This window comes from Nocardia acidivorans NBRC 108247 (genome assembly GCF_001625085.1).
Taxonomy (GTDB): Bacteria; Actinomycetota; Actinomycetes; order Mycobacteriales; family Mycobacteriaceae; genus Nocardia; species Nocardia acidivorans.
Genome location: NZ_BDAW01000004.1, coordinates 16804 through 31448 on the forward strand (window position 1 = coordinate 16804; position 14645 = coordinate 31448).

Sequence of the window (14645 nt, forward strand, 5' to 3'; positions counted from 1 at the left end):
CGGCCTGTTCCTAACTGATGTTGGGGTCGAAGGTGAAGATCACGTAGGTGCCGGTCACCATGACGAGAATCATGGAGATGACCAGCGCGGTCTTCAGCCAGAAGCGGGTGGAGTCCTTGCGCGCGTAATCGTCGATGACGGTCCGCAGACCATTGCCACCGTGCAACTGCGCCAGCCACAGCATGGTCAGATCCCAGATCTGCCAGAACGGCGAGGCCCAGCGACCCGCGACGAAGGCGAAGTTGAGCCGGTGTACGCCGCCGTCCAGCATCAGCATGATCGTCATATGGCCGATGACCAGGACGACCAGCAGCAGGCCGGAGAAGCGCATGAACAGCCACGCGTACTTCTCGAAGTTGTTGCCACCCTGACGCCGCGGAGCGCGGGGCGCGTCCAGGCTGGCGGGGCGGTCGTAGGACTTACCGAGAACAGGTGCGGTCATGGTCAGTGGCTCAATTCGTCAGCAGGTAGAAGAGCTGGCGGCCGATGCCGGCGCCCGCAACGAGAATCCAGATCGTGAGCACGATCCAGAGCATCTGCCGCTGGAAGCGGGGTCCCTGGGACCAGAAGTCGACCAGGATGACGCGGATGCCGTTGAACGCGTGGAACAGCACGCAGACAACGAGACCCATCTCCATCAGGGCGACGACAGGGTTCTTGTAGGTCTCGATCGCCTGGTCATAGGTGTCCGGGCTGACGCGCACCAGGGCGGTATCCAGAACGTGGACGAACAGGAAGAAGAAGATCGTCACGCCGGTGATGCGGTGCAGAGCCCAGGACCACATGCCGGGGTCGCCTCGGTACAGAGTCCGCTTCGGCTTGGCCGGAGCTTCTAGCGTGGTCATAGAGTGCGGTGCCTCCAACGTCGTTGATGGACCCGGTCAGATCCGGCGCGGAGCCTTCGGACTGTCGATAACACCAGCTCACAGCCGGAAATGACGTCCGGTGGCAGTGCTTGCAGGCCCGCTGTCGGGAACCTGAACCGATCTGTCTGAACTCTAATCCCAGGGGTGTGCCGGAACTAATTCGGCGTGCCGCTCGTTGGCCCTGAAAATGCCGAGTTAGGTTTGCCTTTCCTGATTTTCGAGGCCCTGTTCGGTGGCTTTCGGAGCGGCCCCGCCACGGTCGTGAGAGGATGGTCCGATATGTCGGAAATTGCTTGGAATGTGCTGCGCGACAAAGCATTTGAAGTCATGCGAAATGCCTATGCGCCCTATTCCAGATTCCCCGTCGGGGCCGCTGCTCTCACCGCCGACGGCCGCGTGGTGAGCGGCTGCAATGTGGAAAATATCTCATACGGATTGGGCCTCTGCGCCGAATGTGTACTGGTCGGTAACTTGATTTCGACCGGTGGCGGGCGATTGCGGGCGGTCTCGGTCTGCGATTCCCGCGGCGAAATCCTGATGCCCTGCGGTCGCTGCCGGCAGCTGCTCTACGAACACGGCGGGGCGGAAGCGCTCATCGATCACAGCGGTGCGCCGGTCCCGCTGAGCGCGTTGCTGCCCGATGCCTTCGGACCCGGCGACCTGGAAGCCGGACAGCAGTAGATTCCCGTAATCCCGGGCAGTAGGCCCGCGCCGGGATGACGAGGGCGCATACGGATGCCAGGGTTGAGGGCATGAGTGTGCATTCGGCGGTCTCGGTGATCACGACCAAGCGCGACGGCGGGGAACTCAGCGACGCGCAGATCGATTGGGTGGTGGATGCCTTCACCCGTGGCGAGGTCGCGGATGAGCAGATGTCCGCGCTGGCCATGGCGATTCTGCTGCGCGGTATGACCCGGCGCGAGACCGTGCGCTGGACCGCGGCCATGCTCGACTCCGGAAAGCGGCTGGACTTCAGCGATCTACCGCGGCCGACCGTCGACAAGCATTCGACCGGCGGCGTGGGGGACAAGATCACCCTGCCGCTGTCGCCGCTGGTGGCGGCCTGTGGCGCGGCGGTCCCGCAGCTGTCCGGGCGCGGATTGGGCCATACCGGCGGCACTTTGGACAAACTGGAGGCGATTCCCGGCTGGCAGGCCGATATCCCGGTCGACCGCATGCGGGAGATCCTCGCCGATCCGGCCATCGGCGCGGTGGTCTGCGCCGCCGGGGCCGATCTCGCGCCCGCGGACAAACGCCTCTATGCCCTGCGTGATGTGACCGGAACCGTCGAATCCATCCCCCTGATCGCCAGCTCCATCATGAGCAAGAAGATCGCCGAGGGCACCGGCGCGCTCGTCCTGGACGTGAAGGTGGGGCGCGGCGCGTTCCTGAAACACCTGGACCAGGCCCGCGAATTGGCCACCGCCATGGTCGAACTCGGCACCGACGCGGGCGTGCGCACCGTGGCGCTGCTCACCGCCATGCACACCCCCCTCGGCCGCACCGCCGGAAACGCCCTGGAGGTGGCCGAATCCCTGGAGGTGCTGGCGGGCGGCGGCCCCGCCGACGTGATCGAACTGACCCTCGCCCTGGCCCGGGAAATGCTGGTACAGGCCGGAATCGACGGTATCGATCCGGCCGACGCCCTCGCCGACGGCCGCGCCATGGACCACTGGCGCGCCATGATCACCGCCCAGGGCGGCGATCCGGACGCCCCCCTGCCGCGCGCCCGCCACTCCGAAACCCTCGTCGCCCCGGCCTCGGGCGTCCTCACCCGCCTCGACGCCCTCGACATCGGCATCGCCACCTGGCAATTGGGCGCGGGCCGTGCCCGCCAAGGAGATTCGGTCCAGGCGGGCGCGGGCATCGAAATGCACGCCAAACCGGGCGATCCCGTCACCGCGGGCCAACCCCTGCTGACCCTGCACACCGACACCCCCGAAGCCATCCCCATCGCACTGGAAACCCTCCGCCCCGCCTTCACCATCGGCGACGGCCCCATCCCGCAGACCCCGCTGATCCTCGACCGAATCGCCCCCTGACCCCGCCTCGATGGCTCGTGCGCATTCCCCCGGTCGTCGGTCGGTGCGCGTACTTCCCGTCATCGGTCGCCGGGCCGGGATCAAGATTGAGCCCGGTTGACCAGGGTTGGGGCGGTAGCCGGTGGATCGGCCTAGCCTGAAATCGTGAAGCATAGAAGCGATTTCCGATTACGGGCGTCGGTGGTGGCCTGTCTGGGCGCCATCGCGTGTACGGCGATACTTCCCGCCGTGGCCTCCGCCGAGCCGAGGATCAACAACACCCCGCCGCCCAGCACCACCGGATCCGCCCCCTACCCGTACTACGTCAACTGCGAACAGGTGCGCGCCCAGGGCAAGGCCCCGCTGCTGATGGGGCAACCCGGGTATACGCGCCAGCTGGATCCGGACGGGAACGGCGTCGCCTGCGGATACTGACCCTTCGATCGCCCGGTGAGAGCGCGATCGTGTGCGGCCGCGGCGTGATTCGCGAGCGGTCGCCGGGTGACGCGCGCGTGAAACCCAGCAACGCGTGGGCAACGACACGCCTACGAGAGGGTGCACACGGGCGAACTCCCATGCCGCAGAACGCGAATGCGGCTACCGTTTCTACATGACTGGACCGACGCCCCTCACTCTCGCTTCGATCCGCCAGGCGCCGAAGGCGGTCCTGCACGATCACCTGGACGGCGGCCTGCGCCCGGCGACCGTACTGGAGCTGGCTCGCGACTGCGGTTACGACCAGTTACCGGCCGGTGACGCCGAAACCCTCGGCAACTGGTTCCGGGACGCCGCCGACAGCGGTTCGCTGGAACGCTATCTGGAAACCTTCGCGCACACCGTCGCGGTCATGCAGACCCCGGAGGGCCTGCGGCGGGTGGCGCGCGAATGCGCCGAAGACCTCGCCGCCGACGGTGTCGTCTACGCGGAGGTGCGCTTCGCCCCCGAACAGCATCTCGAGAACGGACTCGGCCTCGACGAGGTCGTCGAGTACACCATCGAGGGCTTCCGCGAGGGCGAGGCGCTCGCCGCCGCGGCCGGCACCCCGATCCGGGTGGTCTGCCTGCTCACCGCCATGCGCCATGCCGCGCGCTCGCGGGAGATCGCCGAACTCACCGTGCGCTGGCGCGATCGCGGCGTCGGCGGCTTCGATATCGCGGGCGCGGAGGCCGGTTACCCTCCCACCCGGCATCTGGACGCGTTCGAATACATGCGAGTCAATAACGCGCACTTCACGATTCACGCGGGTGAGGCGTTCGGCTTGCCGTCCATCCATGAGGCCCTCGCCTTCTGCGGTTGCGATCGGCTCGGGCACGGCGTGCGCATCACCGACGACATCACCGATTCGGCGGACGGCCCGAAACTGGGCCTGGTCGCGAATTACGTGCGGGACATGCGAATTCCGCTGGAGCTGTGCCCGTCGTCGAATGTGCAGACCGGCGCGGTGCCCTCGCTCGACAAGCATCCCTTCGATCTGCTTGCGCGCCTGCGCTTCCGGGTGACGGTCAATACCGACAATCGATTGATGAGCGATACCAGCATGAGCGAGGAGATGTACAAGCTCGCTCAAACCTTCGGCTACGGCTGGAGCGATCTGGAGCGCTTCACCATCAATGCCATGAAGTCGGCGTTCATCCCGTTCCCGGAGCGGTTGCGCATCATCGACGAGGTCATCAAGCCCGGCTACGCCGTCCTGATCGGCTGAACACGACCGCAGGCCCCTCCGAATTGAAGGGGCCTGCGGTGGTTGGCTTTTCGGTGCGCTATGCCTTGCTGAGGCGGCTTTCGAAAGCTTCCTCGAGCGCCCGCCAGGCATCGGCCTCGGCCTTGAACGGCGGATTCGGGGCCATCCGGCTCGGGTCCGGGTTCAGCAGGTAGGAGACGTACCAGCCGAGCGGCGAGGACACCGCCAGCGCGGTCTCGACATTGTCTTCCTCGGCGTAATCGGCTGCGTCGGTGAACAATTCGACCGCCAGGTCGAGCTGATCGGTATCCACCGCCTGCGGTCCCTCGGCCAGGTCGTCGGCCAGGCCGGGGAGCACGTAGACGTTTTCCTCGTCCACCTCGATCTCGAGCCCGCCGTCGACCGCGGCGGTTTGGATTTCGCCGTAGGTGCTCACCCGCGCCAGATCGTGCTCATGATCGTCGGCCAGGTAGCGGGCCAGCGCGCGCTCGGAGCCGAAGACCGTGATGGAGCCGTCCTTGCCGAGGAAGATCGGCTCATCGTCCACATAGCAGCGCAACGTGAACCAGGTGCCCTCGGAGGTGACGATCTTGACCGGGTCGATGCCGACCTCGTGCCAGAACGAGAGCTCCTCGTCCTCTTCGTCCTCGTCCTCGGCATTGAGGTCGACCGGCTCGATATCCTCATCGGTATCGGCGGCATCCTCGGCGTCGACGATGTTCTCTTCCGCCGCAAGCAGTTCCGCCTCGGCGACCGCCACCGCGTCCGCGTCGACCTCCGGGATCTCCACCACCGAGTCGATGGCGTCCAGCACGGCGTCCCAATCCTTGTTGATGGCCGAGCCGATCGAGTCCCACAGTTCTTCGCCTTCCTTACCGGCGAAGGCGCTCACGCCGGTGGCCAGTGCGCCCAGCACCGGATGCGAGCCGAAGAACTTGTTGACGACATCGAGTTCGCAGACGTCGCCGATATTGCGGACCATCTCGAGGGTCTCCTCGAGTTCGGAGAGGATCTCCGGATCCGGATCGTCCGCGGCCAGCTCGGGCACGCCGACCAGATCGAAGACGAACTGCTCCTCGGGCTCGAGTTCGGCGGCCGACAGACCAGCGATGATCTTCCACGCGGGATGGTCGACGAGATCGTTTTCGGCATTGGTTCGGATGAAAGCGGCGAGCTCCGCTACGGAGTCGAAACCGTAGAGGTCCTCCTCGTGGCCGAGGAATGCCTGCCACTCATCATCGCCGTCGCGCCAGCGCGGTGCCCACAGGGTGACGAGATCGCCTTTGGTCAGGCCGAGCGCGATCGGGACGATGTCTCCAGAAGCCATGACCGGAAGCCTATCTAGTGGTCGCCCTGGGCACTATCCGGGTCGCCCCCAACATTTCCCGGGGCCAGGGACTCGTTCAATCCGGCAATGACTTCGGCGCGTTGCGCGGCGGCGCGCGCGGCGGCTTCGCGGCATGCCCAGAGCACCAAACGGGAGACGTCCGCGGGTGAGCGGGTGGTCGTCGATTCGGCGAGCCAGAGTCCGGTGAGCGCGCCGTCACCATCGACTTCGGCGCTGACCGAACGGTCTTCGCTGGTGAATCTGCCGCGTACGCCGCGCAGTCCCGCGAGGGCGGCCTCCAGGGCTTCGAGCTGGTTGGTGACGCCGGCGACCAGCGCGTCCATTTCGGCGCTCATGCGTTGCGCAGCCAATTCGCCGGGCCGGTATCGGCCTCGTCGAGACGGTCGAGGGCATCGACGGAGGCCTGGCGGGTGGGCAGGCCGAGGCGGTCCAGGGCCTGCTCCGGGACGCCTGCTTCGGCCAGTAGTTCGCGGCGGCGGGCGCGGGCGGCAATGGCCGAGCGCTTGGTCAGGCGCAGTATCTCGTCCGCCAGAGCCTGTGCGCCGTAACGGTATTCACCGCGCTCGAAGTGGATGTCCACCGGCATGCCCTGATCGGTGGCGTGCACGGTGACGGTGCCCGCGCGATTGGCGGCCGCCGCCACGGTGAGCGGGGGGATCTCCGGCCCGCTCATGCGGTGGGCCTGTAGAAGCCGAGGAAACGCATTCCCATGTTCTCCGTTCGAATCGGACCCGTCTGGACGGGATCGCCCGCCTCCACCAATTGACCGTTGCCGATCACCATCGCCACATGCCCGTCCCAGACCGCCAGATCCCCGGGCATCAAGTCCCCTGGATTGATCTGGGTGTGCCCGTAGCCCTGCTCCTGCGCCAGGCGCGGCAGCGAAACACCCGCCTGCCCGTACGCCCACTGCGTCAAACCGCTGCAATCCAGACCGGCACCCGGCGTGGTGCCGCCCCACACGTACGGCGTTCCGACCGCGCTCAGCGCATTGCGCACCGCATCGGCGGCCCGCTGGTTCGGGGCCTCCACGGTACTGCCGTCGGGCAGCGTCACCTTCACCCCGGTGCCGGTCGCCCGGGTGTCGGGCGAGCCGCGATGCGTGCGGTCGCCGCTGGTGGGCGGTGAATCACCCACGGACGCGGCCGTTGTGGACAATCCGCTCAGCATCGAGGCGCCGGATTCGAGGGCCCGGCCGCCGGAGGAGACGACCGTCGAGGCGATCTGCTGCCCGTCGCCGACCGTCGCGGCGCTCGCGGGCACGACCGCCGGGCCTCGCGCGACGGGTTCGATCGCCGCCGCGCTCGTCACCTCCGGCGTGACCACCGCCGGTGCCGGAGTCGTTGGCGGCTTGGCCAATTCACCCATGGCGGTGGTTTCGGCCTCGAGTTCGACGCGCACCCGTTCCACCACCCGCAGGGCCTGCCCCACATGGTCGATGGCCGCCCCGACGAGCGCCGACAGCGCGGCGGGGGTCAATCCCGCCGCCGTCACGGCATCGACCTTCGCCAGAAACGACCGCAGAATCTCCGCCACTTCGCGCTGCCCCGCGGCCACCTCGGCTCCGGCTCGATCAATGACCTCGGCCATCGCCGCGCCGCGATCGGAGACGGTGGCCGTCCCCGTCTGCACCTGAAGCGCCTTGTCCATGGCGGCATCCCCGCCGCGGCCGTGCCAGCTGCCGTACATCCCGTTGATCCCGGTCCGGCCGGTTTCGTGCGCGCCGTCGACCACCTCGGACGATTCGCGCAGCGCCTGCGCAGCCGCACCCGTCGACCCGGTCCCGAGGCTCGCGAGCAGCTGAATGATCGGCTCGGCCAACAGCTCCATCTCGAGTCCCGCGCTCACCGCCCGGCCCCCGCCCGGATCGCATTGCGCACCGCTCCGATTCGGCCCCCGGCCACGCGATCGAGTGATTGTGTGAAGGTGTCGGCGCGCTCGCGGTCAATGTGCGGGGGTTCGCGGTGCCCGGGCCCGGTGCGGGCGCTCATGCCCGCACCACCCCGCTCGCCGCGCGGAGCGCGGCGGAGTAGGTCGCGTCGGTCGTCGCGTAGGTCGCTTCGGCACTCGCGGTGGCCGCGCCGAGGCTGGTCAGGACGGTCGCGAGGGTGCCGACGGTGGTGAGGTGGGTGGTGTGGGCGGCGCGGTAGGCGGTGAGGAAGTCCGCGCCGATGAGGCCGAGGGCGGGGGCGAGTAGGAGGGGGTCGGCGGCCGCGATGCGGGCGCCCGCGGTGGCGAGGGTCGCGGCCATGGCGGTGGCCGTGCTCGCATAGCGGGTGAGGCCGTCGGGATCGATCGTGATCCGGTGCATGGATGCCCCCATCGTGCCGGTCGCTGGCTGATTACGTCCTGCAGAAGATTGGACGGGCCGGGCGGGGAATCGGTTCCGGTGCGGGGCGAATTCGGGCGGCCCGCACCTCGAATCGCTGGGCTGACCTATCGTTTTCCTATGCGCACTGACATCGTGGACCACCCGCTCGCTGCCGCTTTGCTGACCACCATGCGCGATGCGCGCACCACGAATCCGACATTCCGGGCGGCGCTGCGCGATCTCACCGGTCTGCTGGTCTACGAGGCCATGCGCGATGCCCCCGTCACCCGCTTCCCGATCGCCACCCCCGTCGCCGCCGCCGAAGGCACCTGTCTTTCAGCACCCCCGCTGCTGGTCCCGGTCCTGCGCGCCGGACTCGGCATGGTCGAGACCGCCGAGAATCTGATCCCCGACGCCCGCATCGGTTTCGTCGGCGTGGCCCGCGACGAGGAAACCCACCAGCCGACCCCGTACATGGAGTCCCTCCCCGAGGACCTCTCCACCACCCCCGTCATCGTGCTGGACCCCATGCTCGCCACGGGCGGCTCCATGGTCTTCACCCTCGACCTGCTCGCCACCCGCAATGCCCGCGACATCACCGTCATCTGCGTGGTGGCCGCCCCCGAAGGCATTGCCGCCCTGGAGAAGTCCGGCCACCCCGTCCGCCTGGTCACCGCCTCCATCGACCGCGGCCTCAACTCCGACGCCTATATCGTCCCCGGCCTCGGCGACGCCGGCGACCGCCAATTCGGCCCCCGCTGAACCGAATTCCGCCCTCCCGGCGGCCCCTGCGACGCCTGCTCCGGAAAGCGGGCGCTCACAGTTTCTCGCAGAAGGCTCTGACCTCGGAGAGTTGCTGCGCGGCAGCGGTTTTCGCGGCGGCGAGATGGTCTGGTGTGGCGACCGGCTGGACTACCTCGACATAGCATTTGAGCTTGGGCTCGGTACCGGAAGGCCGGATCACCACGCGCAGCGAATCACCCTCGAAAAGCAGTGCGTCGGTGCGCATCCGCCCGCGCAGTTGGGACATGTCGGTGCAGGTCACCTTTTCTCCCGCGATCTCCACCGGTGGTGTAACCCGCAGTCGCTCGACCACGGCGGCGGCCTCTGTCACATCGGCCAGCCGCAGGGAGATCTGGTCGCCCGCGTGGACGCCGAACTCGATCGCGAAATCATCGAGGACGTCGAAGACGGTGCGGCCCTGGGCCTTCAGTCGCGCGACCATATCGGCGGCGACGACGGCCGCGGAGATGCCGTCCTTGTCGCGCACGATGGTCGGGTCGACGCAGTGCCCGATCGCCTCTTCGTAGGCGTACGCCAAACCGTCGCCCGCGCGCGCCAACCATTTGAATCCCGTGAGGGTTTCGGCATAGCGTGCGCCCCGCGCGGGCGCGAGTTTGCTCAACAGTCGTGAGGAGACGATAGTCGTCGCTACCAGCGAATCCGGTGCCGCCGTGCGCAATACGTAATCGCCGAGGAGCACTCCAGTCTCATCGCCGCGCAGCATCCGCCACCCGTTCGCGCCCCGCACGCCCACCGCACACCGGTCGGCATCCGGATCCAATGCGATGGCGATATCCGCGTCGAGCCGACCGGCCAAGTCCAGCAACAGATCCGAGGCCCCGGGCTCCTCGGGATTCGGGAACGAGACGGTCGGAAAATCCGGATCGGGCGCGAACTGCTCCGCCACCACCAGCACTTCACCGAACCCGGCCGCCCGCAGCGCAGCGGTGGCGAGCTCCCCACCCACCCCGTGCATGGCGGTCAGCGCGATCCGGATATCGGCCCGCGCCACCGGGGTAATGGTCGAGTCCGAGGTCTCGCCTACCGTTCCCGTTCCCGTTCCCGTGCCGTTGCCGTTGCCGGTGCCCGTGCCGGTGACCGGGTTCGGCGCGGCCGCATCCTCGGTGGGGGCGGTGATCGGATCCGTTGGACCCGCGGCCGACGCGGGTGACCTGTTCGGGGCGGTGGGGGTCACCTGCTCTGCGGAGGCGACCTTGCCACCGATGTTCAAGGGAAGTTCGGCGACCGGGTTCTCCGCGGCCGCGGTGTGTGTGGGTGCGGTCGCCGGATCGGATGGGCTGGCAACCCCATGCCGGGTGGGCGCGATCGGGCCGCCGATGATTTCGGGGAGTTCGGCGACGCGGGCCAGGTAGCGGCGGACGATCTCGACACCCATGTCCTCGACCGTGGCGGTGGCGGGGAGGCCGAGAATGCTTGGGTCCGGGGCGGATTCGGCGGCACGGGTGCGGGGGATGGCGCCGGATACGGCGTCGATGTACTTCTCGATCTCGGCATCGGCGGGCGGGACGAGTTGGGAGCCGCCGTCGAGGTAGAGCTTGTAGCCGTTGTCGGTGGCGGGATTGTGCGAGGCGGTGATCTGCACTCCCGCAACGGCTCCCAGTGCGCGCACGGCGTAGGCCACGAGGGGTGTGGGCAGCGGGCGGGGGAGGGGGAGCACGGTGAATCCGGCGGCCGCGAAGACCTCTTCGGCGGCGATGGCGAATTCGGCCGAGCCGTGCCGGGCATCGCGGCCCACGATCACCAATCCGCCACCGAGGCAGCGATTCCGGAGCCAGTCGGCGATGCCCGCGCTCGCCCGCGAAACCGTCTCGACGTTCATGCCGTCGGGACCGTCCTGGAGCGGACCGCGCAGGCCCGCCGTGCCGAATCGCAGCATGTGCGCCTCCTATGGTCGGATATCGGCGATCGATTACCCGATGATGCCGTGTTCAGACAGCCCGACCCCGTCACTCCGGCGTGCGTGTGGCCGGAATCCGCGCGGTCGGCTCATGTGCGGCCGGTGTGGATCCCGGCCAAAAGCATGCCGGGATGACGAGGGGTTCGCGCCGCGACGCCGCGAAATTCGTGCCGGGGTGACGCGGGGTTCGTGCCGGGGGTGACGCGAGGTTCGTGCCGGGGTGACGCGAGGTCGTGCCGGGGGTGACGCGAGGTTCGTGCCGGGGGTGACGCGAGGTTCGTGCCGGGGTGACGCGGGGTTCGTGCCGGGGTGACGAGAGGTTCGTGCCGCGTGACGATGGACCTCGCGCCGCGGTGACGGGGGTGCGTGACGGGGGTGACAAGGTTCGCGCCGCGATGACGAGGTTCGCGCCGCGATGCCGGGGTCCGTGCCGGGGTGACGAGGGCTGGCCCCGCGGCGGTTCCGGCATTACAGGCGTTCCAGCACTCCGCGCAGGAGTTTGCCCAATCGTGGTGCGGCGGCCTGGCCTTCGGCGAGGACCTCGGCGTGCGAGAGGTGTGCGCCGGTGACGCCCGCGGCCAGGTTGGTGACCAGGGAGATGCCCAGTACCTTGGCTCCGCCTTCGCGGGCGGCGATGGCCTCGAGCACCGTGGACATGCCGACCAGGTCCGCGCCGATGGTGCGCAGCCAGCGGATCTCGGCGGGGGTCTCGTACTGCGGTCCGGTCAGGCCCGCGTAGACGCCCTCGGTGAGGCTCGGGTCGACTTCCCTTGCCAGCGAACGCAATTCGGGGTCCCAGGCGTCGACCATATCGACGAAGTTGGCCCCCGCGATGGGGGTCCGCAGGGTGAGGTTGATGTGATCGCTGATCAGCACCGGCTCACCGACGCGCAGATCGTCGCGGATGCCGCCCGCCGCATTGGTCAGCAGAATGGTCTCCGCGCCCGCCGCCAGCGCGGTCCGCACATTGTGCACGACCTGCGCGGGCTCATGACCCTCGTAGAGATGCTGGCGTCCCATGAGCAGCAGCACCGGCGCGTCGTTCACCGCGACCGAGTGGATGGTGCCCTGATGTCCCTGCGCCGTGGGTGATCCGAATCCCGGAACCTCGGCCATCGGGATCGAGGCGGCCGGGTCGCCGATTTCCGCGGCGGCCTCCTGCCAGCCCGATCCGAGTACCACCGCGACCCGGTGGCGCTCCACTCCCGTTCGTTCAGCAATAGCCTTCGCGGCCTGCTCGGATAGCATGTCGCCCACCCTAGTCCTCGGCGATCTACAGTGCTCGGTCATGCCGCTGACCGGCCCGGTTCGCCCATATTTCGCTGTCCCGCCCACGGTATCGCCGCACGGTTGCCGCCACGCGCGGCACGCTCCCTACCCGTCGGTAGGACTTCGCGCCCGCCCCCGCTAATCTGCACCCATGCCGTATTTGAAGCGTGATGGGGACGTGTTCGTGCTGTACCTCGGTGCCGAGGGGCAGAACATCGACAGCGAGAACCGCTTCCACCCGGATTGGATCACCGAGGTGCACGCCCTGCTCGACGAGGTCGAGGCGTCCGAGGGCCCGGCCGCGCTGGTGGTCACCGCGAACGGCAAGTTCTTCAGCAACGGCCTCGACACCGATTGGCTGTTCGGCAATTTCGATCAGAACTGCTGGTACCTCGATCGCGTGCACTCGCTCTACTCCCGCCTGCTGGCCTTCCAGATGCCGACCATCGCCGCGGTCAACGGTCATGCCTTCGGCGCCGGCGCCATGCTCGCCACCTCCTGTGATTTCCGCCTGATGCGCGCGGACCGCGGTTTCTGGTGCCTGCCCGAGGTGCACCTGGGCATGCCGTTCACCGTCGCGATGAACGCTCTGGTCACCGGTCGTCTCAGCAATCAGGTTGCCGTCGAGGCCATGACCACCGGCCGCCGCTACGGCGCGGATGACGCCATCGCCGCCAAGATCGTGGACGGCAAGCTGGATGCCGAGGCATTGCTGGCCGGTGCCGTGGCCCAGGCCGACGCCCTCAAGAACAACCGCAAGCCCAACCTCCCGGTGATCAAGCGCGCCCTGCACCAGCACATCCTGGCGGGCCTGGCCGTCGAGACCACCCCGGAGAACCTGGGCTTCAACCCCGCCTGAGTTCCTCCGCCTCTCCGCGACTTCGGCGCACGGCTCAGTGCCGTGCGGAGTAGTGCACGGGTAGTGCGGTCAGGTGTGACACCAATTTTGGGGGTGCCCGGTGAGTTACCCCGAACTCGCCAGATCAGGCATCACTTTTTCGCCGCCGGCGCGGTGGCGCCGATGAGTCTTCCGGCTCACCCGGCGAGCCCTCGCGCGGTGGGGGTGTAAGACTGTGGTTTATGCCACCATCGCGCGGCGGCGATGACCGGAATTCGTTTCCCCCGATAAGTCGGTACGGGTTGCCCGTGCCGTCGTGGAATGCTGCGTCGGTGAATGTCCCCGTCGATCCCGCTGATCCGGCCCTGTTCGGTGCCGCCGATACCGCGATCGAGACCGCGCGCGAGCAGTTGCTGGCGCTCTCGCATTCGATTCACGCCGAGCCGGAATTGGCCTTCGAGGAATTCCGCAGCGTCGCCAAGACCATCGAGCCGCTGCGCGAGCGCGGGTTCCGGATCGAATCCGGGGTGGCCGAGTTGCCCACGGCGTTCACCGCCGAGTACGGCCATGGTGACCTGGTGGTCGGTATCTGCGCCGAGTACGACGCTCTCCCGGAAATCGGACATGCCTGCGGGCACAACATCATTGCCGCCTCGGCGGTGGGTGCGGCCCTCGGTCTGGCCGCGGTCGCGGACGCCTGCGATATCACCGTGAAGGTCTTCGGCACCCCCGCCGAGGAGAGCGGCGGCGGCAAGGTCCTCATGCTGGACCGCGGCGTCTTCGACGGTGTCGCCATGGCGATGATGATCCATCCGGGCCCGGAGGACATCGCCGGTGCGCACTCGCTCGCCCTCGCGGACCTCTCGGTCACCTATCTCGGCCGCGAATCGCATGCCAGCGCTGCCCCGCAGTATGGGCGAAATGCCCTGGATGCCGTCACCATTGCGCAGGTTGCGCTCGGTTTGCTCCGTCAACATCTCCTCCCCGGACAGCAGCTGCACGGTATAGTCGGCTCGGGCGGCGTGGCCCCCAATATCGTGCCCGGACACGCGGAACTGCTGTACTACCTACGGGCAGTCGACTCCGCGGCCCTCGATGATCTGATGCAACGCGCATCGGCTTGTTTCGAGGCAGGTGCGCTGGCTACCGGATGTACACATGACATCCGCAAGCTTGCGCCGACATATACCGAGCTCACTCCCGACAGCGCATTACTGTGTGCCTATCGCGAGCAGATCCGCGATCTCGGACGCGAGCCGATAGCCCCGGAACTCGAGGCCGCACGGCCGCTGGGCAGCACGGATATGGGCAATGTCACCAACGTCATTCCCGGTATCCACCCGGTGATCGGCATCGATGCCGGTGGTGCGGTGACGCATCAGCCCGCCTTCGCGGCGGCGGCGATCAACGCCTCCGCCGACCGGGCTGTCATCGACGGGGCAACGGCTCTGGCCCGCACCGCGATACAACTCGCAGGCGACAAATTTCATAGGGACAGGTTGTCGGAACGAGTCATGCAACGGCAGTTTCTTCGACAGGAGGACATTCGGTGAGCACAACCGGCCGGTCCGCGGCGCGAGCATCAGGCCCGGAGGCGGCAGCTCGCGTTA

General features: G+C 67.9%; 16 protein-coding genes. 7 read left to right on the forward strand and 9 right to left on the reverse strand.

Features of this window, described 5'->3' with window-relative positions:
- Positions 1-10: 10 nt before the first annotated feature.
- Together NA10_RS00950 and sdhC are read right to left on the reverse strand one after the other, a co-directional pair.
- A complete protein-coding gene (locus NA10_RS00950) occupies positions 11-442 on the reverse strand; it encodes a succinate dehydrogenase hydrophobic membrane anchor subunit (RefSeq protein WP_067562030.1) in 432 nt (143 codons plus the stop codon).
- 10 nt (positions 443-452) lie between these two features.
- Positions 453-845 (reverse strand): succinate dehydrogenase, cytochrome b556 subunit, encoded by a 393-nt coding sequence (gene sdhC, locus NA10_RS00955; RefSeq protein WP_084514191.1) that lies wholly within the window; start codon positions 843-845, stop codon positions 453-455.
- 300 nt (positions 846-1145) lie between these two features.
- Here sdhC and NA10_RS00960 point away from each other — a divergent pair, with 300 nt between their 5' ends.
- From NA10_RS00960 to NA10_RS00975, 4 genes are all read left to right on the forward strand, one after another.
- Positions 1146-1547: a cytidine deaminase gene (locus tag NA10_RS00960; RefSeq protein ID WP_067562036.1), complete on the forward strand. Its 402-nt coding sequence runs from the start codon at positions 1146-1148 to the stop codon at positions 1545-1547.
- 77 nt (positions 1548-1624) lie between these two features.
- Positions 1625-2908, forward strand: a complete 1284-nt coding sequence (locus NA10_RS00965) for a thymidine phosphorylase (RefSeq protein WP_218021420.1) — start codon at positions 1625-1627, stop codon at positions 2906-2908.
- A 144-nt stretch (positions 2909-3052) separates the two neighbouring features.
- Entirely contained in the window at positions 3053-3322 is a 270-nt protein-coding gene (locus NA10_RS39340; RefSeq protein WP_307188368.1) for an excalibur calcium-binding domain-containing protein, read from the forward strand.
- Between the two features lie 175 nt (positions 3323-3497).
- The gene (locus tag NA10_RS00975) at positions 3498-4589 is read left to right on the forward strand and encodes an adenosine deaminase (protein WP_067562044.1); all 1092 of its coding nucleotides are present in this window, start codon (positions 3498-3500) and stop codon (positions 4587-4589) included.
- A gap of 58 nt (positions 4590-4647) precedes the next feature.
- Here NA10_RS00975 and NA10_RS00980 read toward each other — a convergent pair whose 3' ends face one another.
- The 5 genes from NA10_RS00980 to NA10_RS01000 form a co-directional block, all read right to left on the reverse strand.
- Positions 4648-5895 carry a SatS C-terminal domain-containing protein gene (locus NA10_RS00980; protein ID WP_067562046.1) on the reverse strand — a complete coding sequence of 416 codons (1248 nt, stop codon included), beginning with the start codon at positions 5893-5895 and terminating at the stop codon, positions 4648-4650.
- 14 nt (positions 5896-5909) lie between these two features.
- Positions 5910-6251 carry a YbaB/EbfC family nucleoid-associated protein gene (locus tag NA10_RS00985; protein WP_067562049.1) on the reverse strand — a complete coding sequence of 114 codons (342 nt, stop codon included), beginning with the start codon at positions 6249-6251 and terminating at the stop codon, positions 5910-5912.
- Positions 6248-6589, reverse strand: coding sequence for a hypothetical protein (locus NA10_RS00990; RefSeq protein ID WP_067562052.1), 342 nt, complete (start codon positions 6587-6589; stop codon positions 6248-6250). Before NA10_RS00990 ends, NA10_RS00985 begins: the two co-directional genes overlap by 4 nt.
- A complete protein-coding gene (locus tag NA10_RS00995) occupies positions 6586-7764 on the reverse strand; it encodes a C40 family peptidase (protein WP_307188369.1) in 1179 nt (392 codons plus the stop codon). Before NA10_RS00995 ends, NA10_RS00990 begins: the two co-directional genes overlap by 4 nt.
- Before the next feature lie 139 nt (positions 7765-7903).
- Entirely contained in the window at positions 7904-8227 is a 324-nt protein-coding gene (locus NA10_RS01000) for a type VII secretion target (RefSeq protein ID WP_067562055.1), read from the reverse strand.
- Between the two features lie 138 nt (positions 8228-8365).
- Between NA10_RS01000 and upp the strand changes: the two genes are divergently transcribed.
- Entirely contained in the window at positions 8366-8989 is a 624-nt protein-coding gene (upp, locus tag NA10_RS01005) for a uracil phosphoribosyltransferase (RefSeq protein ID WP_067562057.1), read from the forward strand.
- Between the two features lie 55 nt (positions 8990-9044).
- Here upp and NA10_RS36330 read toward each other — a convergent pair whose 3' ends face one another.
- Both NA10_RS36330 and NA10_RS01015 read right to left on the reverse strand, forming a co-directional pair.
- The gene (locus NA10_RS36330; RefSeq protein WP_067562060.1) at positions 9045-10907 is read right to left on the reverse strand and encodes a phospho-sugar mutase; all 1863 of its coding nucleotides are present in this window, start codon (positions 10905-10907) and stop codon (positions 9045-9047) included.
- 489 nt (positions 10908-11396) lie between these two features.
- Positions 11397-12176: a purine-nucleoside phosphorylase gene (locus NA10_RS01015; protein ID WP_067562077.1), complete on the reverse strand. Its 780-nt coding sequence runs from the start codon at positions 12174-12176 to the stop codon at positions 11397-11399.
- Positions 12177-12348: 172 nt separating this feature from the next.
- Between NA10_RS01015 and NA10_RS01020 the strand changes: the two genes are divergently transcribed.
- Together NA10_RS01020 and NA10_RS01025 are read left to right on the forward strand one after the other, a co-directional pair.
- Positions 12349-13056 carry an enoyl-CoA hydratase/isomerase family protein gene (locus tag NA10_RS01020; protein ID WP_067562063.1) on the forward strand — a complete coding sequence of 236 codons (708 nt, stop codon included), beginning with the start codon at positions 12349-12351 and terminating at the stop codon, positions 13054-13056.
- Between the two features lie 344 nt (positions 13057-13400).
- Positions 13401-14588 (forward strand): M20 family metallopeptidase, encoded by a 1188-nt coding sequence (locus NA10_RS01025; RefSeq protein ID WP_067562080.1) that lies wholly within the window; start codon positions 13401-13403, stop codon positions 14586-14588.
- The last annotated feature ends 57 nt before the right edge of the window (positions 14589-14645 follow it).